The 20,001-nt window shown below is 48.0% G+C and carries 18 protein-coding genes; 9 read left to right on the top strand and 9 right to left on the bottom strand.

The window, feature by feature from the left end:
• Nucleotides 1-40 precede the first annotated feature (40 nt).
• The 3 genes from CRO74_RS27375 (at nucleotide 41) to CRO74_RS27365 (ending at nucleotide 2,060) form a co-directional block, all read left to right on the top strand.
• Nucleotides 41-760, top strand: a complete 720-nt coding sequence (locus tag CRO74_RS27375; RefSeq protein WP_097130818.1) for a tetratricopeptide repeat protein — start codon at nucleotides 41-43, stop codon at nucleotides 758-760.
• Nucleotides 761-870: 110 nt separating this feature from the next.
• Nucleotides 871-1,221: a transmembrane 220 family protein gene (locus CRO74_RS27370; protein WP_097130816.1), complete on the top strand. Its 351-nt coding sequence runs from the start codon at nucleotides 871-873 to the stop codon at nucleotides 1,219-1,221.
• On the top strand, nucleotides 1,218-2,060 hold the full coding sequence (locus tag CRO74_RS27365) for a hydroxymethylglutaryl-CoA lyase (RefSeq protein ID WP_097130814.1): 843 nt from the start codon (nucleotides 1,218-1,220) through the stop codon (nucleotides 2,058-2,060). Before CRO74_RS27370 ends, CRO74_RS27365 begins: the two co-directional genes overlap by 4 nt.
• A 75-nt stretch (nucleotides 2,061-2,135) precedes the next feature.
• On the opposite strand, the gene CRO74_RS27360 is transcribed toward CRO74_RS27365, so the two are convergent.
• Nucleotides 2,136-2,660 (bottom strand): DUF7935 family protein, encoded by a 525-nt coding sequence (locus CRO74_RS27360; RefSeq protein ID WP_097130812.1) that lies wholly within the window; start codon nucleotides 2,658-2,660, stop codon nucleotides 2,136-2,138.
• Nucleotides 2,661-2,763: 103 nt separating this feature from the next.
• Between CRO74_RS27360 and CRO74_RS27355 the strand changes: the two genes are divergently transcribed.
• Nucleotides 2,764-3,042 (top strand): iron-sulfur cluster assembly accessory protein, encoded by a 279-nt coding sequence (locus CRO74_RS27355; RefSeq protein ID WP_097130810.1) that lies wholly within the window; start codon nucleotides 2,764-2,766, stop codon nucleotides 3,040-3,042.
• A 112-nt stretch (nucleotides 3,043-3,154) separates the two neighbouring features.
• Nucleotides 3,155-7,003 (top strand): sensor histidine kinase, encoded by a 3,849-nt coding sequence (locus CRO74_RS27350; protein WP_097130808.1) that lies wholly within the window; start codon nucleotides 3,155-3,157, stop codon nucleotides 7,001-7,003.
• Nucleotides 7,004-7,050: 47 nt separating this feature from the next.
• On the opposite strand, the gene CRO74_RS27345 is transcribed toward CRO74_RS27350, so the two are convergent.
• Nucleotides 7,051-7,644: an HNH endonuclease gene (locus CRO74_RS27345; RefSeq protein WP_097130806.1), complete on the bottom strand. Its 594-nt coding sequence runs from the start codon at nucleotides 7,642-7,644 to the stop codon at nucleotides 7,051-7,053.
• Nucleotides 7,645-8,020: 376 nt separating this feature from the next.
• Here CRO74_RS27345 and CRO74_RS27340 point away from each other — a divergent pair, with 376 nt between their 5' ends.
• On the top strand, nucleotides 8,021-8,392 hold the full coding sequence (locus CRO74_RS27340) for a CoA-binding protein (protein ID WP_097131145.1): 372 nt from the start codon (nucleotides 8,021-8,023) through the stop codon (nucleotides 8,390-8,392).
• Nucleotides 8,393-8,439: 47 nt separating this feature from the next.
• Here the strand turns inward: CRO74_RS27340 and CRO74_RS27335 are convergent, their stop codons facing one another.
• The 7 genes from CRO74_RS27335 to selD all read right to left on the bottom strand — a co-directional run bounded on the left by CRO74_RS27335 (nucleotide 8,440) and on the right by selD (nucleotide 14,076).
• The gene (locus CRO74_RS27335) at nucleotides 8,440-9,447 is read right to left on the bottom strand and encodes a 3-oxoacyl-ACP synthase III family protein (protein WP_097130804.1); all 1,008 of its coding nucleotides are present in this window, start codon (nucleotides 9,445-9,447) and stop codon (nucleotides 8,440-8,442) included.
• Nucleotides 9,448-9,549: 102 nt separating this feature from the next.
• A complete protein-coding gene (gene purS, locus CRO74_RS27330; RefSeq protein ID WP_097130803.1) occupies nucleotides 9,550-9,801 on the bottom strand; it encodes a phosphoribosylformylglycinamidine synthase subunit PurS in 252 nt (83 codons plus the stop codon).
• Nucleotides 9,802-9,869: 68 nt separating this feature from the next.
• Nucleotides 9,870-10,556, bottom strand: coding sequence for a CDP-diacylglycerol--serine O-phosphatidyltransferase (pssA, locus tag CRO74_RS27325; RefSeq protein WP_097130801.1), 687 nt, complete (start codon nucleotides 10,554-10,556; stop codon nucleotides 9,870-9,872).
• An 81-nt stretch (nucleotides 10,557-10,637) separates the two neighbouring features.
• Nucleotides 10,638-11,279, bottom strand: coding sequence for an MBL fold metallo-hydrolase (locus tag CRO74_RS27320; RefSeq protein WP_097130800.1), 642 nt, complete (start codon nucleotides 11,277-11,279; stop codon nucleotides 10,638-10,640).
• Nucleotides 11,280-11,351: 72 nt separating this feature from the next.
• Nucleotides 11,352-12,053, bottom strand: coding sequence for an SAM-dependent methyltransferase (locus CRO74_RS27315; RefSeq protein WP_097130798.1), 702 nt, complete (start codon nucleotides 12,051-12,053; stop codon nucleotides 11,352-11,354).
• An 80-nt stretch (nucleotides 12,054-12,133) separates the two neighbouring features.
• The gene (locus tag CRO74_RS27310) at nucleotides 12,134-12,907 is read right to left on the bottom strand and encodes an alpha/beta fold hydrolase (protein ID WP_097130797.1); all 774 of its coding nucleotides are present in this window, start codon (nucleotides 12,905-12,907) and stop codon (nucleotides 12,134-12,136) included.
• Nucleotides 12,908-12,996: 89 nt separating this feature from the next.
• Complete coding sequence (selD, locus tag CRO74_RS27305; protein WP_097130795.1) at nucleotides 12,997-14,076, bottom strand: selenide, water dikinase SelD; 1,080 nt, start codon at nucleotides 14,074-14,076, stop codon at nucleotides 12,997-12,999.
• A gap of 325 nt (nucleotides 14,077-14,401) precedes the next feature.
• Here selD and CRO74_RS27300 point away from each other — a divergent pair, with 325 nt between their 5' ends.
• The 3 genes from CRO74_RS27300 to CRO74_RS27290 all read left to right on the top strand — a co-directional run bounded on the left by CRO74_RS27300 (nucleotide 14,402) and on the right by CRO74_RS27290 (nucleotide 19,998).
• Nucleotides 14,402-17,776, top strand: coding sequence for a TonB-dependent receptor (locus tag CRO74_RS27300; RefSeq protein WP_097130793.1), 3,375 nt, complete (start codon nucleotides 14,402-14,404; stop codon nucleotides 17,774-17,776).
• Nucleotides 17,777-17,853: 77 nt separating this feature from the next.
• Nucleotides 17,854-18,723 carry a glycerophosphodiester phosphodiesterase family protein gene (locus CRO74_RS27295; RefSeq protein WP_097130791.1) on the top strand — a complete coding sequence of 290 codons (870 nt, stop codon included), beginning with the start codon at nucleotides 17,854-17,856 and terminating at the stop codon, nucleotides 18,721-18,723.
• A gap of 15 nt (nucleotides 18,724-18,738) precedes the next feature.
• The gene (locus CRO74_RS27290) at nucleotides 18,739-19,998 is read left to right on the top strand and encodes a ComEC/Rec2 family competence protein (protein WP_097130789.1); all 1,260 of its coding nucleotides are present in this window, start codon (nucleotides 18,739-18,741) and stop codon (nucleotides 19,996-19,998) included.
• The last annotated feature ends 3 nt before the right edge of the window (nucleotides 19,999-20,001 follow it).

Genomic DNA, 20,001 nt, shown 5'->3' with positions numbered 1-20,001 from the left:
CCAAATTTCACCCGTACCTTTGCTGGTAAATTAAGGAAGTATGAAGCGTTCATTAGCAGTAATAGTAGGTATTGTATTCAGTATCAGTGCGTGTAGTTCATCAGATAAATTCGTTGAACAGGGCCGAAATTATTTAAAAGAGGGCAAATTTCGGGAGGCCGTGCAGGTTTTGAACCAGGCTATCGAGGCCGACGATAAAAATGTGGAAGCCTTTAACTCGCGGGGCGTCGCTTATTTCGAGTTGAAAGAATACGCCAATGCCACGCTCGATTACGATCAGGCTATTAAATTGAAGCCCGATTTTTACCGGCCGTATTACAATCGGGGGTTGTTGAAAGTTGCCCAAAACGATCAGGCTGGCGCGTTGAAAGATTATTCGGACGCCATTCGATTCGTACCCGACACCGGCCGTAGCATCGGGGCCGAGCTTTACCTGAACCGGGGCCAGTTATTTGCCACCCAGGGCCAGACTCAACCCGCCCTCACCGATTTCACAAAAGCCATTGAGCTTAACCCCAAAAATTCACTGGCGCTTTATAACCGGGGCAATCTGCGTTTTCAGGAGAAAGATCTGACCGGAGCCATCACCGATTTTCAGCAGGCGGTTCAGGCTGACCCAAAATTCGGGAAAGCGTTTTACGGTTTGGGGATTGCCCAGATCATCAATAATGAGCGGGAAAGCGCCTGTCTGAGCCTGAAACAGGCACAGAACCTGGGCTATGCCGATGCGGCAAATGCGGTGGTGGAATATTGCAAATAGAGTAGAGGAATGTCTGATAAATTAAAATTTGAAAATAGGATAGCCTGGATTCAGTAAGTCGCTTCGGTCATGATCTTATTAAACGGGTTAATCCACCTAACTACATTACAATGAAAAAGACCTTCTCTCTTATTTTTGGCCTGTTGTTTGTTCTGTTTGCCGTTTTTCAGTACAACGACCCTGACCCCGAAGTCTGGATTCCCATTTACGGATTTGCGGCTGTAGCCTGCTTCATGGCTTATTTTGGAGTAGGGAAATGGTGGTTTTTTGTGGCGATGGCCATCCTGTATATAGTGGCTGCGGTTTATCAATGGCCACCCGTTTTTGAAGGGTTTCTGTTCAGCGAAGTGGGTATGCGCAGCCTGAATATCGAGATGGCCCGTGAAGCAGGGGGGCTGGGTATTTGTGCCCTTGTTATGGCCATTCTGGCGGTGCTCATGCGTCGACCCGTACACGCATGAAACTCATCGAATGTCCCCGCGATGCCATGCAGGGTCTGGGGCACTTTGTGCCGACAGACCTCAAAATCAGGTATCTGAATGCATTGCTGGCCGTTGGCTTCGACACACTTGATTTTGGGAGTTTCGTGTCGCCTAAAGCCATTCCGCAGATGCGCGACACGCCTGAGGTACTGGCGGGGTTGAACATGTCTACCACCAAAACCCGGTTGCTGGCTATTGTTGCCAACGTTCGCGGGGCCGAACAGGCCGTTGCTTCCGGCCTTATTCAGTATGTTGGTTTTCCACTTTCTGTATCCGAAACGTTCCAGCAACGCAATACTAATAAGTCGATCGCGCAGGCCTTTACTGAAGTAGCCGAGATGCAATCGTTGTGTGAGAGGACAGGAAAAGAACTGGTGGTTTATCTGTCGATGGGCTTCGGGAATCCCTATGGAGATGCCTACAGCCCGGACCTCGTTGGTGAGTTCACGGAGCAATTAGTCGAGTTGGGTGTTCGCATCATTGCCCCTTCCGATACCGTCGGCTCATCGACGCCCGAGGCAATTGAAGCTTTGTTTCAGCCCCTGATCAGTCGGTTTCCACAGGTTGAGTTTGGAGCGCATCTGCACGCACGACCGGGAGAGGCACCCGCCAAAGTCCGGGCCGCCGTGCGGGCAGGCGTCCGGCGAGTTGACGGGGCACTGCGGGGCTTTGGCGGGTGTCCGATGGCCGCCGATCAGCTTACGGGCAACCTGCCCACCGAAGAAATTATCCAGACGCTGGCTCAGGAAGGCGTCAACCTAACGATCAATCAGGAGTCCTTTCAGAAAGCTTTGACCTTATCGGCGGGGGTGTTTTAGGGAATGGGGCAGAGGGTTATGGGCAAAGGGATGGAAAGTCTAACCCTCTGCTCCTAACCCCATGCCCTCTGCTTTTCACATGAACATAACCTGAATCTCTTCTTTTACGGCTTTCAGCGCTTCGTATGTGGGTTGCCTGTCTTGTTGAATGATTCGCTCGAAGATCCGCTTGGAGAGCTCAAGAGCAGGGGCATCGGGACGGGTGTCGCCGGATGCCTGATTAATCAATACCATCACATCGTTCATGGCCGCCTGAACCTGATCCCAGGTGGTTTGGCTCATGTACACCTGTTGAGACAGATTGTGGTTGTATTCATCTCTGATCTCCTGCAAAAGCCGCTGCTGGAGTTCCAGAACGGTCGTTGAACTTCCTCCCAGACGTAACAATAAATTATTGGGGCTAATCCGTTCCAGAAATAACACCATTCGTTCGTAGGCTTGCAGGCGTATGGGTACTACGGTTTCTGTATATCGGTTCTTAACTTCGAACTGGTAGCGACTGGCCTCACGTTCCAGTAATAATTTGACGGTTAAATACATGCCGTATAAAACCAGTCCGGCGGGTACTATTAACTTTAAGAAATCACTCAATAGGTCCATAAAAGGCAAACGTGTTTAGCAGAAAAAGGTAATTTTACGGTAGTCAATCAGTCATTGTCAACCAGCTAACTGGTTAGATAGACTTTTTTAGTCGTTTACTCAAATGCTCGATAATCCGGTTACTGTTAATCCAGCAGCGCGTCAGCAAATTCATGACACACTACGTGCCAATAAAATTCCTGGCGAATACGGTTTGCGCGTTGGTGTTCGGGGAGGAGGCTGCGGTTCATCCTGGCTGCTGGGCTTTGACCTTCCCGGCCCTTCCGACGAAGTCTATAACGTAGAAGGTGTGCAGGTCATTATTGACCGCAAACATTTACTGTATGTATTGGGGGCACAAATTGGCTATGAACCCGGCGGCTTCACGGTTGAAAAGGGGTAAGTTGTTGACTGGCATTCGGATCTATTAATCAGATAATACCACACAAACGACTGTTGTCGGAATTCTGGCATGATTTTAGGAACGGTTCTTCCGAAGACAATTCTACCAGTTTGTGAAGCGCCTAGAAGAACATATTTTTTTGCTGTTAGCCTTACTGGCTGCCACGTTATCTATTGTGTGCTTCTTCCTGCTGGAGCAAAACGCGCCTGGAGCTACGGATGAACAGTATTTAAGCTCTATCCAGCAGCGTGTAAAGGAAGAACTACAGGTAAGTGCCAGTGAACTCGATAGCGTGACGACGTTGCTTAAGCGAAAGCACAATCCTTCATTTGCCGACCTCAGCCGCCCAACCAACTATCCGTATTTTGTTTTTCGAAATAAGCAGTTAATCTATTGGGCTGACCATCGCTTTGTGCCGGATTTTGCCCGGCTGGCCAACGTCACGAAACCGGCATTGGTCAACTTCGAAAAAGAGCGCTATATCGTTAGCCACCAGCGGGTTGTCGATGGGGCCGATGAACTCGATGTCTTCTCGCTTATTACCATTTACCGATACTATCACAGCAACAATTCCTATTTACAGTCAAGTTACAATCCTGACCTGTTCTCACTTGATCCAGAGTCTATTTCAGATAAGCCGCTGAGGACGTATCAGTCTATTCACGACAACGCTTCAAATTTTCTGTTCTCGGTCGTTCCGCCTAAAGTAAACGCGTATCGTAATCACTGCACGCCTGTCAATACAGTTATACTGGCAACGCTGGCCGTAATTTTTTTCGGCCTGTACGTTTTTCGGCTGATGATCCGGCTCAAGCGGAAACGCAGGTATGAGTTAGGCTTCATTTGCCTTGCGGCTTATTTACTGCTGCTAAGAGCGGTCATGCTTTATTTTGGCGTACCCTTCCTGTTCTTCGAAACAGATCTCTTTAATCCTAAATTTTACGCGTCCTCGGTAATGGTCCCCTCACTGGGCGACTTGCTATTGAATGCACTTGTCATTGCAACACTGGTATTTTACTGGGTTCGGTATTATTACCGTTCGCACCTTTATGATTACCTGATACATCTGGCAAACGGCTCAAGGATGATCATGTCGGTGGCATGTGTAATAGCCAGCTACGGAGCTTTTACGATGTGCTATGTTGAGCTAAATAATATTTACGAGAAATCGCAGTTTACCCTCGACATTACCCTTAACATTCACTTCTCTTTCCTGAAAATTGTTTGCCTGATTGTTTTTATCACGGTATCGTTCATCTACTTTCTGACTACCCACCTGCTGGCAAGTCTGTTTTTGCGCTATAACCGGATGAAACGAATAGGGGTAGGCGTACTGCTGATTTTAGTGGGTACACTCATTAGTTGCGGACTCTGGGTTGTTTTGGGCTTGCCGCTGGAGAGTGTTATTCTGCTGAATGGCATCTATTTCCTGCTCGTTTACGTGAGCCAGTTTACCAAGACACTCTATACGTTTCGGTATAAAACATCCATTTATCTGTTTCTGGCGGCTTTTGTCTGCGCCGTAATGACCGCATATGTCGTCTATAACCAGGAGATAAAAAAACAACTCATTCACGAGCAGGAATTTGCCACCCAACTGTTAGCCGAGAACGATGAGTTTGGCGAATTTCTGATGACGAAAGCTCAGGAGTCTATTCAGCGCGATGTTGAAATCAGTCGTGCGTTACAGATCGACACCCTGCTCGTACGTGAGCGTATTCAACAACGCGTTAAAAGCCTTCACCTGGACAACTACTTCGACAAATATGACATTGAAGTGTTTTCATTCCGGGCTAATGGTCATCCGCTCGACATCAGTCCCGATGCGGCTTCGTTAACGACGTTTACCAAACGGTATCAGCGAGAAGCTTATCAGACAGAACATGCCGGCATTTACTTTATCAACGAAGTTAGCAATCAATTTGTCAAGCAATATGTGTGCTTTGTTGCCATTCGGTTGCCGGAGTTACAGTTGGCGTCTAATGAAAACACACCAGGTTTTGCCGAAGACACCCTTGGGTATGTTATGTTGGACCTTCGCCTTCGCAATGAACGCCCTAAAAGTGTTTACCCCGACTTGCTTATTGATACCAAGTTTAATCAGAGTGTTGATACGCAGGATTATAGTTACGCTTTTTTTAGCGGCCCTTTGTCCGGAAGTTATTCGCAGGGGCAGGCACAAAGGCATAAGCGATTGTTCAGTACAGGAAGCTATAATTACGACCGAAAACTCGACCTTTCTCTGCTGGACAATTCAGCGCTTTTCGTCAATGGCGTGCCGAGCAATGGCTACCTGCATGTTGCCCAGCGAAGCCAGGATGGCCGGATTGTCGTGGTATCATCGGCCGAGTATCCATTCAGAAATATATTTTCCAATTTTTCCTTCTTGTACCTGCTACTGGTACTCACGGTCATTATTGTTATTCTGGGCTATGCGATTAATTATGGCTTTTCGCAGTTTAGCATCAACTATTCAACCCGAATCCAGATTCTGCTGAATGTTGCCTTTTTCCTGCCGCTACTGTTCGTAATCGTCATAATTGTAAAGGTGATAAACTCAAATTACGTAGCCAATCAGGAGAGTGCCTACATCAGTAATACGCGGAATATAGCCGCCAATTTTCTGACGTACCTGGATGAGCATGTCAATGCAAAAAAAAGAAGTAAAGCGTCGATGGAGGAGGAGTTAGCGAAAATTGCCCGCGACGCCGACATTTACATTAATCTTTTCGACACGCAGGGACGCCTGTACACATCTACACGCCCAATCATTTATGAAAGGGGTTATCTCTCCAAATACATCAATCCGGAAGCCTTCACGCACATTATTGAAGATAAAGAGAATGAACGTCTACTAAACGAGTCGTTAGGTAATAAAGAATATCGGACGGCCTACGCCGGTATCAAATCCTACGACGGGCGATTACTTGGCGTGTTGAGTGTGCCTTATTTTTATGCCCGCCCCGAACTCGACCATCAAATAATTGAAGTTGTAGCATCTGCATTGAGCATTTTCACAGGCCTCTTTCTCTTTTTTCTGATCCTGTCTTATTTCGCTTCGCACATATTGACGAAACCACTTCGGTTGTTGACGCAAAAAATCAGAAAGACAAACCTTGAGCTACCCAACGACCCGCTACCCTGGCAATCGGATGATGAGATTGGTTTATTGATTCGGGAATACAACCGCATGCTGGTGAAACTGGAAGAAAGTAAGCAGGCGCTGGCACAGAACGAAAAGCAATCGGCATGGCGGGAAATGGCCAAACAGGTAGCCCACGAAATCAAGAACCCGCTTACACCGATGAAGTTAACGCTGCAACACCTGCAGCGAACATTGCCGGGAGGGAATGATTCGGGAAGTGCCAACGATCCTGCCCGTCGGATTATGCTCCGGGCGTTTGATTCACTTTTGGACCAGATTGATAATCTGAGTGATATTGCTACATCGTTCTCCGAATTTGCGAAGATGCCCCTGCCCAAAAAAGAGGTCTTCGAAGTAACCAGCGTATTTAATAAAACGGCCGATCTATACGCCGATGATAAGCGAATCTCGCTTCAACGTGAAATCATGAATGGGCCCGTGATGACCATTGGTGACCGACAAATGATTGGCCGCATTTTGACCAATTTGCTCATCAATGCTATTCAGTCAGTTCCGGTTGACCGAAGACCAATTATTGGACTCAAGTTGTTTGTTAACGTCGATAATGTGCAGATCGAAATTCATGATAACGGGGCGGGTATACCCGAGTCGATCAGAAGCAAGGTATTTCTGCCAAACTTCAGCACGAAACGGGGCGGGTCTGGCCTTGGACTGGCCATTGCCAAGCGTGGTGTTGAACACGCAGGAGGAACTATATGGTTTGAGACAACCGAGGATGTAGGGACTTCATTTTTTGTATCACTGCCGTTGGCAGGTGTTCCGGGACCTCTGGTAGGGGAGTCGATAAACGTTTGAGGTAGCAGATTACCTACCAGAGGTTGTCGACCGGAATAGAGACTTTTCTAATCGAGCGTAACATGTTTCCAGTTCTCGCCCGACCGAATGCGGTTAAGTTGTGTGTGTGTAATGCCAAACTGCTTCGCAATCATTTTTAAGCGGTTTTTATCATTCAACAGCAACTTCTTGATAATCCTGACTTTGCTTTCGGTAAGCTTGTAATTGCGCGTTTGACGCGGTAGCTGGCGATTTTTGAGGCTGGGATTGTTTCGATTGTGCTCAATCATTTCATCCTTAGTCACCCAGCGCAGGTTTAAATGGTAGTTGTTCAGCTTATCGTGGTCCAGGTGGATGACGAATACCTGATCGGGCTTCTCCTGCTTAACGAAGTGTTCGGCAACCAATTTATGAACGTATCGGTTGAGCGTTTTCCCGGCCGAGCGAATATTTAGAGACCGATACCCCTGAATTACAGAACCTTTAATAAACTTCCCGATAGGCTCACTGGCTTGTATGCCTGCTCTTGTTGCTGAAGCTGATTGAAAGCTGCGCAACCGCCCATAGTTGGAGACTTCGTAATGAGGTGGATTCTCAACGCCCTCAAACACAATTGGTACCCACTTCTCATTCCAAAAACTCTGGCTCTCCCTGGCATTCATGAACGAAGCAAATTTTAAGCGTAATTAATGTCTTAAGCCCGTTGCTAATTTATACAAATACAGCAAATTTGGTTAAGATGATAAAAGTTAACCAGTTGAATACCAGTCGATAGTTTGTACTGGCGACTGAATTTTACCAGTTAATGTGATGTTATTGACATTTAAACTAGAATAAGCCGAAATGGTTACCTGTTTTTTAATTCCTCAGGTTTTTTGCCGAAAAAACAAGGTAACGTTCCAATAAGTCACTGGCAATCCAGCAGCGAATTTATATAGGGTTTGAGCATAGACTACCAAATGCTGAAACAGGTAAAGGCAGTTCTTTGTTAAGGAAATAGTCAGGCATAACATACGTTTATCGTGCTGACTTATGGATATGGATACAAGTTTGAAAAAGACGCTGATTGTAGGCGCTACCGAAAAAGAAGGCCGTTACGCTAATTTGGCTGCTTACCGTCTGCTCCGACACGGGCATGAAATAGCGTTGGTTGGTTTGAAAGAAGGACAAATTGAAGGACGCCCAATTCAGGTAGGCCAACCGGCTCTGGAAAACATCGATACCGTTACCATGTATGTGGGACCGCGAAATCAGCCACCTTTATACGATTATATTAAAAGCTTAAAGCCCCGACGGGTTATTTTTAATCCTGGTGCAGAAAATCCGGAATTTGAACGCCAGTTAAAAGCCGAAGGTATTGAGCCAATCGAAGCCTGTACACTGGTAATGCTATCGGTAGGGACGTATTGAGGTGGTGGAGTAGTGGAATAAGTTACTTATTTCACTACTCCACCAGTTTACCACTTAATCAAAGCCGATGCCCAGGTAAACCCGCTCCCGAAGGCAGCCAGGCAAACCAGATCGCCGGATTTGATTCGTCCCTGTTCAAAGGCTTCTGTAAGCGCAATCGGAATGGAAGCGGCAGTGGTATTTCCGTACTGTTGGATATTGTTGAATACTTTTTCGTCGGGCAGGTTCATTTGCTGCTGTACGTAGCCCGAAATACGGATGTTGGCCTGATGAGGCACCAGCAAACTGAGGTCTTCGGGCTTGAAACCATTGGCCGATAAACTCTCATTGATGACTTCCATGAACCGGACAACTGCGTGTTTGAAGACGGTATTTCCGTTCATGGTAACATTGTAGTTTCCTTCGGCAATTGTCGCATCGGTGAGCCACTGTCCATCCCGACTGCTACCCGGATCACGGATATACAATTCTTCGGCATAGCGACCGTCGGCGTGCAGATGCGTGGAGAGGACCCGGTGCTCAGGATCGGTAGTGGCCTGCAGCACAGCCGCTCCTGCACCATCGCCAAAAATTACGGCGACCCCGCGACCTTCATTGCTTTTGTTGAGTAGCGACGATTGTATTTCGGAGCCAACGACCAGAATCGTTTTATACATGCCCGTTTTGATGAACTGATCGGCAATGGAAAGAGCGTAAACAAAACCGGAACATTGGTTTCGGATATCAATAACACCAATACCTTCCAGACCCAGTTCGCGCTGCATCAGAAAAGCAGAGCCGGGAAAATAATAATCCGGGGTAATGGTTGCGTAAACGATCAGATCAACAGCCGATGCCTCCAGACCGGCCCGATCCAGCGCCATGCGCGAAGCGGCCGTAGCCATGCTGGCGTTGGTGTCTTTTCCGTAGGTAAAATACCGCCGTTGTTTGATACCGGTCCGTTCCTGAATCCAGGCATCGGACGTATCCATATATTGAGTCAGATCATCGTTTGTAACAATGTTGTCTGGCACATAAAACCCTAATCCCTTTACTGTCGAGTGAACTGTATTCATTTGTGATGCTAAAATAGTCCGCAAAAATAGCACTTATTCCGGTAGTGCTTGTCTTATGACTTATGCGGGTGCTATTTGTGGTCGAAAAAAGTCAACAGTACGTTAAACCGCATGCAATTCAAACGAATACTCTTCCATAATCATATTAGCCAGTAACTGACGACAGGCTGCATCGACCGTTGTGCGGGCCTGTTCTTCGGTGTCGGCGTCAACCTCAAGGCGGATGTGTTTGCCAATGCGAACATTATCGATGGTGTCCATCTGAAGATTATGAAGCCCCAGTTTAACGGCTTTACCTTGCGGATCTAAAATTTCCGAACGGGTCATGATGTTAATTTCAGCGATGTATTTCATTACTTAATGAGTGATTGAGAGAATGATAGAATGAGTGTATGGAGTAAGGAAAACTAGTCACAAATCACTTATTTGTTCTTTCGCTCATTTGAAAAAAGTGAAACAAGAATGTAAAGCAGAATAATTAATGGAATGGCTGCGAATTGCAAAAATAGCAAGAGCAATACGGATGCAATCAGAAAACTGAATTTAATCCGGTTGTCGGCCCACCCAAAGGTTTTGAATTTAAGGGCAAACAGGGGCAGTTCTGATACCAGCATGAACGAAAAGGCAATCATCATACCCAAGGCAATATCGTTCTTCCAGATAGCGTCGAACTGGGGTTGGTAGCGTTCCATAAGCGGAAATGCGCCAATAAGCATGGCGTTGGCCGGAACGGGTAAGCCAATAAATGACTCTGACTGACGGGTGTCGATATTGAAATTGGCCAGCCTTAGAGCCGATAAAACAGCGATTAAAAAGGCACCGTACGAAATGGCCCCCAGGTTCTGAAACCAGCAGAGCTGAAAGACAATCATGGCGGGTAAGGCACCAAACGTTACCACATCGGCCAGTGAGTCGAGTTCTTTGCCAAATGGTCCCGATACATTGACCATGCGGGCCACAAAGCCGTCTCCGAAATCAAGAATTGCGGCCAGACCAATTAACCAGGCCGCTGTATCCAGATGGCCACGGAGTGCCATAACCATACCGATACAACCGCAGAGCAAATTGCCGCAGGTCATGGCATTAGGGAGGTGTTTGATTAATTTCATGTATGTAATAACGAGCTTTCGGCCCGTTAGGCCACCAGGACCAGTCGGTATTACTAAAAAAGAGGGTCTTGACATGCCCTTTTAGGGCATTTGGACAAAAGGATTACTGCGTTTTTCCTGACCAATGGTGGTTGGTTCCATATGTCCGGCGTATACTGCGTAATCGTCAGGCAGGGTGAAAAACTTGTTTCGAATGCTGTTTATAAGATCGGCATGATTGCAATAAGGAAAGTCTGTCCGGCCTACGCTTCCGTTAAACAAAACATCACCGCCAATGATGTATCGGTCGGTGTGGTTCACAAAAGCCACATGACCGGGCGCGTGTCCGGGAACGAAAATGACATCCAGAACGGTGTTGCCAAATGTGAACTGGTCGCCCTCTTTCAGAAAAGCATCAATAGTCGATGGCTCGTAACCGCGTAATCCGTACAGCGCACAGCGGGTTGGAACATCGTTGTAGATCACCATATCCGACTCATGCAGGTATGCCTTAACCCCAAATTTCCGTTTCACGTACGCTACACCAAAAACATGGTCGAGGTGCGAGTGAGTGAGGAGAAGGTACTTTACAGTTAACTTATTGGTCGTAATAAAGTGCCCAAGGGCTTCCTTTTCGGCCTGTTCATAACAACCGGGATCAACAATAACCGCTTCACCAGTGGCGTCGTCGGCAATGACGTACGTGTTTTCGTGGAAGGGAGAAAACTCGAAGGTTTGAATCATGGTAACGCGGGTGGAACCCCGTTCTGGCTAATGGTGTATATCCATATGGCGCGGGTTTGCTCCCGCGCTACGTTACAAAAGTAGAAACACCGTTGGTTTTTTACGTAAGTCGGGCACCTGTGTTTTCCATTCCTTAACCGTCAGGGTACGGACAAACGCATCGGGGCCGGTCAAATTACAGGCTACGCAGATGCGCGTATTACCCTGGCAATTGGCTAGCACATCGGCAAAGAGTGCATCGTTGCGGTAGGGCGTTTCCATGAAAATCTGCGTTTGCTGTCGATCCTGCGCTTCTTTTTCGAGATACCGTAACGCACGAGCCCGATCCTGCCGCTCGATAGGCAGATACCCATGAAAGACAAACGACTGGCCGTTCATCCCCGATGCCATTAACGCCAGCAGAATAGACGATGGGCCAACCAGAGGCTCAACCCGCCAGCCTAGCGTATGGGCCATGCTCACCACGACCGAACCGGGATCGGCCACGCCGGGGCAACCCGCTTCCGAGAGTACACCCACGTTTCGTTTACGCTCCATCATTTCCTGAATCTGTCGGCGGGTGTCGGCGGGTGGCGTGTCTTTGGTAAGTTCAAAAAAGGTTGTTTCGTCAATGACCCGACTGGTTTTCAATCCAGTAATAAACCGTCGTGCCGAGCGGACGTTTTCGACAAAGTAAGCATCGGTTTTTTCGATAACGCTCCGAATATAAGGCGGGAGCGTCTGCTCGGCTGTGTCGTCGGCGAGAAGAGTAGGGATAAGATATAGTGTTGGCATAAAGTGATTTTGACCACGAGCCACAAAGCGCACGGATATACAGCAGGCTGATCATCGCTGTGTGCTTTGTGGCTCGGCGGTTAATTCTTATGTATAAATTTTATTAATGCATCAACGAATTCGACGGGCTTCTCGGCCTGCACCCAGTGACCGGCCCCCGCGATGGTTTCGATCTGCGCATTCGGGAAAATTCGTTTAATAGCCGGGATGTCTTCATCAATAATGTACGGCGACTCGCTCCCCCGGATAAACAAGGTCGGTGCAGTAACAATGCTCGGGTTGGTCAACTCTTCGCCAATGCCGTGCAATTCTCGCTCAATGACCGGAATGTTGATTCGCCAGTCGAAAACACCTTCTTCATTGCGGTAGAGGTTTTTAAGCAGAAACTGCCGAACGGGTACTATGGGTTCGTAAGCCTGCAAAACATCATCGGCCTCAGTGCGGCTTTTAATGCCCAGCAGATTGATGGCTTTTAAGCCCCGGATGAGTTCGGCATGGTGTATCGGGTAGAATTTTGGTGCAATATCGACAACCACAAGTTTGGCAAACGTACCGGGGTACAACATGGCATACTGCATAACGGTTTTGCCCCCCATCGAATGCCCAACCAGAATGGGTTGATCCAACTGCTGGTCAGTCAGAAATTCGTGCAGATCAGCGGCCATGTGTTGATAATCCTGGTCATCCGCACGGGGCGACTGGCCGTGGTTACGCTGGTCGACGAGAAAGACTCGGTATCCCTGGGCAGCAATGGTTTTGCTATTGGTGAGCCAGTTGTCTGAAGAGCCGAAAAGGCCGTGTAAAATGACAATGGCCGGACCTGTTTCACCCGTTTGGCGAAAGAATAATTTCATGACTTAAAGAGTAAGGAGCAAAAGCGTGAACGAGTGAACGAGTACTGTCAAAAAACAGACCTTCCTTCACTCGTTTCTTCTTTTGCTCTTTAGTTAACGTACACAATCTTTTCGCGTTGTTCGACCAGTTCACCGAAGCTCTGGAGGTCAAAGCCATTTTCGCGGGCTACCCGTTCAAACTCGATAGTGCTTTCTGGTTCAACGGCAATCAGCAGGCCACCGGAGGTTTGAGGGTCGGCTAATGTGTATTTCTGTACTTCGCTAACATCGCTAATTTTGTGTCCATAACTATCCCAGTTACGCACTGTGCCACCCGGAAAGCTTTTTTGGGCGAGGTATTCGTCCAGCATCGCGAGTTTAGGTACATCGCTGAACGTCACAATTGCGCTTAAGCCGGAGCCTTCCGCCATTTCGGTCAGGTGTCCCAGCAAGCCAAAACCTGTTACGTCGGTTAAGGCTTTCACATAGGGCAACTTTCCCAGAGTAGCGCCAAAGCTATTGAGTTTAGCCATTTGAGCGGGGGCCACATCGGCGTGTTCAGGCTTGAGAATGCCTTTTTTCTGGGCCGTTGTCAGAACGCCAACGCCAAGAGGTTTGGTCAGGTATAGCTTGCACCCCAGGGTTGCGGTATTATTTTGCTTAAGGTGGTCGAGCCGGACACGTCCTGTAACGGCCAATCCAAAAATAGGTTCGGGGGAGTCGATGCTATGACCACCCGCCAACGGAATACCCGCTTCCCGACAAATCGCCCGTGAGCCCTCCAGCACTTGACCGGCTACTTCAGGGGGGATTTTATCCAATGGCCAGCCTAAAATGGCGATGGCCATGATGGGCTCACCGCCCATGGCATACACATCGCTGATGGCATTGGCCGATGCGATGCGTCCGAAGTCAAACGCATCGTCGACAATGGGCATAAAGAAATCGGTGGTGCTTATAATGGCCTCCCCATTACCCATGTCCATCACCGCAGCATCGTCGCGGGAGTCGTTACCCACGAGTAGATTTGTATAGACTGGAGTGTCAGAAAGACCCGAAATTCCTCCATTGGGTCCACTCGTCTGACCGTGCAGAATTCGGTCTAAGATCTTAGGCGATATTTTACATCCACAGCCCGCACCGTGGCTGTATTGGGTGAGTTTAAAGACAGTTGTTTCGGTTGGTATCATAACGTGACAAAGCTAAGAGGTAAATAGTTGAGTATTGTACATAACCATTCTTTATGTACATACCGACTAGTGGAATGGTTCTTCACTAACTATCAGGTAGATTAAGTGGTTATACAGACTTAACAATTTGGTAATCATGCATTATTGAACGTATCCAGTCTGGAGTTGGGTTATTCGTAGAATTTCATTGGCAAGGTCCTCTATACTAGTACTTTTTTAAGAACCGTTACCTAACGGCTCAAAAAAATAAAGCATCTTTGTTGTTGAATTGAGGCCTTATCGAACGCGATGTGTCTTAAAACAATTAACCAAATCAAACACTTCTATGTCTAAAAATTTACTGCAATTTCGACTGGCGTTCGTGCTAATCGGCAGTATTCTATTGGCTGTGCTCAGTGGAAACGGAGCTAAAGCACAGGTAACGACGTCTGTTATTAATGGACTGGTAACGGACGACAAAGGGGCGGCCTTGCCAGGTGCTACGGTTATTGCCGTACACGAGCCGTCGGGTAGCCGTTATGGTACCACGACAAACGCTTCGGGTCGTTACACGCTGCCGGGTGTACGCGTAGGCGGCCCATTTAAAGTAACGGCTACATTTGTTGGATTCCAGGACCAGGTAATCGAAGGTGTTTTTACAAACCTGGGTACGTCTTCGGATGTCAACTTCAAAATGGCCGATAACAGTACTCAGTTATCAGAAATCGTTGTTTCGGGTAATCAAAATGGTATTATCAGTTCTAACCGGACCGGTGCTGCTGCATCGTACGGTCGGGGAACGATCAATACGATTCCAACTCTGGGTCGTACCATTTCCGACATTACCAAATACAATGCGTATGGTAACGGACAGTCGTTTGGTGGACAGGATGCCCGTTTTAACAACATTACGATTGACGGCGCTGTGTTTAATAACGGTTTCGGCTTAGGTAACAGTGCTTCTGCCGGTGGCCGGACAGGTACAACCGCTGTATCGCTTGACGCACTTGATGAAGTTCAGCTGAACGTAGCGCCGTTCGACGTTCGTCAGACCGGCTTTTCGGGCGCAAGTATTAACGCTGTTACGCGTTCCGGTACGAATGATTTTTCAGGCTCAGTTTACTATTTGTTCCGCAACAATAGCCTGGCGGGTAAAAAAGCGGATGGTAAAGACCTGCCGCCGGTCACGATCGATCAGAAAACGACCGGTTTCCGGATTGGTGGACCGCTCATTAAAAACAAACTGTTCTTCTTCGCTAACGTTGAGCAATTCTCAAGCAGCCAGCCAGCGCTGGATTGGGTAGTGAACCGCGGAGCAGGCACGACCGGTAACGTATCTCGGGTAACGGAAGCTGATTTGACGGACTTGAATCAGTTCATGCAGTCGAAATTCAATTACTCGCTGGGTGCTTTCGATAACTTCAACAATGAAGTGAAAAGTACGAAGGGGCTGATTCGTTTTGATTATAACATCAACGACAATCATAAACTGTCTGTTCGTTATTCACACCACGATTCTGAATCGGGTCAGATCATCAGCAACAGTAACAGCAGTAACACCGCAGGTAACGGTAACCGTACCAACTCGCAGTTGGCTATCTCCGGCGAAAATACCGGTTATATCATTGCTGACAACACCCGATCTGTTGCCGCTGAGTTGAACTCTACGTTTGGTGGTAAATTCGCCAACAAACTTGTTGCTACTTACAACAAGCAGATCGAGGACCGGACCTATAAGACGGCTGTATTTCCGACAATTGATATCCTGAAGGATAACACAACCTACACAACGGTTGGTTTTGACCCGTTTACGCCTAATAACAAGCTGAACTATTCAACTCTGAATATAACGAACAACTTCAGCTACTTTGCGGGTAACCACACGCTGACACTTGGGTTGTCGTATGAGAAGTTTACCTCGAACAACGTATTCTTCCCGGCTTCGAACGGTGTGTATGTATATAACTCAATCGCTGACTTCAAGACAGCAGCTGAGGCTTTCCTGAGTAATCCAAACGCAACAACTTCGCCAGTTACCGCTGCTCGATACAACCTGCGTTATTCATTGCTGCCGGGTGGTGCAGAACCTTTGCAGACACTGAACCGGAATACCTACAGTGCGTACGTTCAGGATGAATTCCAGGTTCGGCCAAATTTCAAACTGACCGCTGGTATTCGCGCTGACATCTTTGCCTACGATAACTCAACGGCCAAGGATTTCTTCAACCCTGTAGTAGGGGCATTGAACTTCCGCGACGAAAATGGGGCTAACTACGGCATTAACACAGGCGCTTTCCCAAAAGCACGTTTGCTGATTTCTCCCCGCGTTGGCTTCAACTGGGATGTGAAAAATGACAAAATGACGCAGATTCGGGGTGGTAGCGGTTTCTTCGTATCCCGTATCCCGGAAGTATTGGTGTCTAACCAGTTGGGTAACAACGGTGTGAACACCGCTGTTATCAACGTTACAAACACAACAGCATATCCGTTTACGACCGATCCAAGCCGGTTCATTCCTGCTACTACGGACATCACCCGGCTGCCTCCGTATGTAATCAATGCTACGGACCCGAACCTGAAGTACCCGCTTGTCTGGAAAACCAACCTGGCTATTGACCAGCGGTTACCATGGGGCTTAGTTGGAACGCTTGAGGTTATCTATAACAAAACGCTTCAGGGCCTGCGTTACATTGATGCTAACCTGAAAGCACCTGATCGTACCTTGAATGGAGCAGATACCCGCGGTCGTTTCCCTGCATCAGGGGTGGCTAGTTCAGGCTCAGGTGCTAACAACACGGTTAACATCGCCCGTTTCTATAACACGGCAGTTACCAACGCTTTTGTTCTGAAAAACGCAAACCAAGGCGATGCGTACACGTTTACGGCCAAACTTGAGAAACCAACGTCGAATGGCTTTGGCGGTATGCTTGCCTACACCTATGGTCTGGCCAGAGACTTGCAATCGGTTGGTAGCACAGTACAGGCAAACATTCCAAGTGTACAGGGTCAAAACTATCTGGGCGTTTCCTTCGCTGACAATGACCTGCGTCACCGCATCATTGGTTACATAAACTATCGTCTGAACTACGGTGGTAAATTCGGTGGATCGACAACCTTCACCTTGGGTACACAGTCGACCAGCGGTTACAAAGTATCGTATGTAGTGGGTGGTGACCTGAACGGCGACGGTCAGACAACGAACGATCTGATTTACGTACCAAAGACCGCTTCTGAATTGACATTCTCCGCTTTAACAGTGGGTTCGGGTGCTACAGCTCAGACGTTCTCGCCAGAGCAGCAGCAAGCAGCTTTTGATGCGTATATCAACAATAACGATTACCTGAAGAGCCGTCGTGGCCAGTACGCTGAGCGGAACGGTGGTTATTCACCATGGCTTACCCGTTTCGACTTTACCGCGATTCAGGAGTTTTATGTGGCAACCGGAGCTAAAGGCACCCGCCATACGATCCAGTTCCGTGCCGACATCCTGAACGTTGGTAACATGATCAATAACAAATGGGGTGTAGGTTATGCGAATACGTCTACACAGCCTTTATCTCTGGTTGCTGGCACCCCTAACACTGCTACTGGTGTGCCATCGTATCGCCTTGGTACACAGAACGTAAACGGTCAGACAGTTCTGTTACAAGATTCTTTTGTGAAGAGCATCACGATTGATAACGTTTGGCAGGCACAGCTTGGCGTTCGTTACTCATTCTAAGCGAGTCATCGAGCAATCTAAAAATCCCCCGCACAGACACTGTGACGGGGGATTTTTTTATTTAATTGGCACACGTCATGAAAACTAACCTTATTATACTCGTGTCTCTCTTCGTATTAAGCGGAGCGATGGCACAACGTCTGAACCGATTTCAGAATACAAAGGCAGTTGATTCTTTCTTTTCGCTCAAGGATACCGGTAAACATCCGCTTATTCTGGCTCATCGGGGTGGCCCCGGTCCGTTGGATACGGAAAATTCAATTGTAACATTCAATAAGACGGCTCAACGCCTTCCCAACGCCATTATCGAAATGGATGTGCGGATGACGGCAGACAGTACTTTTGTCTTATTACATGACCCGACACTGGATCGCGAATCTGATGCAAAAGGGGCCGTTGCTGAACGGACGTTGCGAGAATTGACGAAAGTGAAGCTTAAAACCCTGTCTGGGGCACTTACCGGACAAGCTATGCCCACATTTACGGACGTACTGACTTGGAACCGTAATCGGTACATGCTGGCCTTAGACGTCAAACCAGGTACCGATCCGATACGGGTAATGAAGGAAGTGGAAAAACATGGGGCTGTGCATTCTGTGTTTGTAATCTGCTACTCGATGGCCGAGGCACAACGCGTTCGTGACCAGTATCCAACTCTGTGGCTGGCCGTTGGGGTTAATAACATGGCCGACCTGGATCGATTTGAAACAAGTCAGCTGGTTTCCGGACAGCGATTAATTGCGCTGACTCCCCAGAAACTCCAGCCAGCTTCCTTTTACGAACGGCTACGTAAACTTGGGGTTCCAGCCTCTGTAGGAACGTACGGAGCCGGACAACTGGATGAAAAGCCGATGGCTGAAGCAACTGGCGGCTACCGGGAAATAGTCCGGCAGGGGGGCGATATTATCACTACGGACCGGCCGGTTGACGTATCCGCTTTATTTTAATCTATCAGCTTCCGTATGTCTCTTATCCGACTATCAATTTGCCTGATTCTGTTTGTGACGTGGTTTCCCGCACAGGCGCAACGGCTAGGAGAATCTCTTCCTGTCTGGCATACTGGTCAGCTCGATATTCACCACATCAACACCGGTCAGGGTAACGCTACTTTTATGGTGTTGCCAGATGGGACAACACTGTTAGTCGATGCCGGTGCCATAAATTCCCTCGATTGGCGAACGAATGCTCCCAGAAATATCCCTGTGAAGCCCAATAACAGCCGACAAGCTGGCGAATGGATTGCACGTTACGTACGCAATGCACTGCGTTTTCAGGCTAGTCCCGTACTTGATTGTGCTGTTATCACGCATTTTCACGATGACCACATGGGGACACCCTCAAATGTGACAAAACGGGGTCGGGGTGGGTATGTATTAACGGGTATTACCGAGGTAGGCGAACATATACCCATTCGCAAGATACTGGATCGGGGATGGCCGGATTATGATTACCCTCGTTCGTTTGGGGGGGATTCGATGGTTGTCAATTACCGGCGGTTTCTAGCTTGGCAGACCCAACATAATGGGCTGGTTACGGAACGATTCACCGCTGGGCAAATGAATCAGATTACGTTTGTAAAACAGCCGGAATTACGCAGTAAATATCCAGTAGAGATCAGGAACCTGATGGTTAACGGAGCCATGTGGATGGGTGAGGGAGACAAAACACGACAACTTTTTCCTGACCTGAAAACACTGAAAGCGGCTGAGTATCCGAACGAGAACATGTGCAGCATTGTCTTTCAGCTGCGGTACGGAAAATTCACGTACTTCTCTGGCGGAGACATTCAGGGCGTTCTTCAGTTTGGAGCACCAGCCTGGCATGATGTCGAAACGCCCCTGGCCAGCATCCTTGGCCCGGTCGATGTTCAGTTGCTCGATCACCACGGCTATGCTGATTCAGAAAACGGAACGCTTTTAGCAAATCTGCAACCACGTGTTTTTATAATACCAGCCTGGGCATCGTCTCATCCGGCACCCGAAGTACTCAATCGGCTCTTCTCCAAAGAAATTTATTCAGTTGAGCGTGATGTATTTGCCACAAACCTGCTTCCAGAGGCAAAAGCGGCTATTAGTGACTTTTTGCCCAGACTGAAAAGTCAGTCAGGACATGTGGTCGTACGGGTTGAACCCGGCGGAAAATCGTACCGTGTAATTGTACTTGATGACACGAGTGAAACCTATACGGTGAAGGCAATCTACGGGCCTTACAAGTCTAAGTAAGGA

This window comes from Spirosoma fluviale, assembly GCF_900230225.1.
Lineage (GTDB): Bacteria > Bacteroidota > Bacteroidia > Cytophagales > Spirosomataceae > Spirosoma > Spirosoma fluviale.
The sequence above is the reverse complement of the archived record's forward strand: the minus strand, read 5'-3'. Positions and strand labels throughout refer to the sequence as shown.

Coding starts and splice junctions, on each gene's coding strand:
- CRO74_RS27365 (WP_097130814.1), top strand. CDS start 1,218: ATGAAACTCATCGAATGTCCCCGCGATGCCATGCAGGGTCTGGGGCAC.
- CRO74_RS27300 (WP_097130793.1), top strand. CDS start 14,402: ATGTCTAAAAATTTACTGCAATTTCGACTGGCGTTCGTGCTAATCGGC.
- purS (WP_097130803.1), bottom strand. CDS start 9,801: ATGAAATACATCGCTGAAATTAACATCATGACCCGTTCGGAAATTTTA.
- CRO74_RS27345 (WP_097130806.1), bottom strand. CDS start 7,644: ATGAATGCCAGGGAGAGCCAGAGTTTTTGGAATGAGAAGTGGGTACCA.
- CRO74_RS27295 (WP_097130791.1), top strand. CDS start 17,854: ATGAAAACTAACCTTATTATACTCGTGTCTCTCTTCGTATTAAGCGGA.
- CRO74_RS27290 (WP_097130789.1), top strand. CDS start 18,739: ATGTCTCTTATCCGACTATCAATTTGCCTGATTCTGTTTGTGACGTGG.
- CRO74_RS27375 (WP_097130818.1), top strand. CDS start 41: ATGAAGCGTTCATTAGCAGTAATAGTAGGTATTGTATTCAGTATCAGT.
- CRO74_RS27360 (WP_097130812.1), bottom strand. CDS start 2,660: ATGGACCTATTGAGTGATTTCTTAAAGTTAATAGTACCCGCCGGACTG.
- pssA (WP_097130801.1), bottom strand. CDS start 10,556: ATGAAATTAATCAAACACCTCCCTAATGCCATGACCTGCGGCAATTTG.
- CRO74_RS27315 (WP_097130798.1), bottom strand. CDS start 12,053: ATGCCAACACTATATCTTATCCCTACTCTTCTCGCCGACGACACAGCC.
- CRO74_RS27320 (WP_097130800.1), bottom strand. CDS start 11,279: ATGATTCAAACCTTCGAGTTTTCTCCCTTCCACGAAAACACGTACGTC.
- selD (WP_097130795.1), bottom strand. CDS start 14,076: ATGATACCAACCGAAACAACTGTCTTTAAACTCACCCAATACAGCCAC.
- CRO74_RS27355 (WP_097130810.1), top strand. CDS start 2,764: ATGCTCGATAATCCGGTTACTGTTAATCCAGCAGCGCGTCAGCAAATT.
- CRO74_RS27370 (WP_097130816.1), top strand. CDS start 871: ATGAAAAAGACCTTCTCTCTTATTTTTGGCCTGTTGTTTGTTCTGTTT.
- CRO74_RS27310 (WP_097130797.1), bottom strand. CDS start 12,907: ATGAAATTATTCTTTCGCCAAACGGGTGAAACAGGTCCGGCCATTGTC.
- CRO74_RS27340 (WP_097131145.1), top strand. CDS start 8,021: ATGGATACAAGTTTGAAAAAGACGCTGATTGTAGGCGCTACCGAAAAA.
- CRO74_RS27335 (WP_097130804.1), bottom strand. CDS start 9,447: ATGAATACAGTTCACTCGACAGTAAAGGGATTAGGGTTTTATGTGCCA.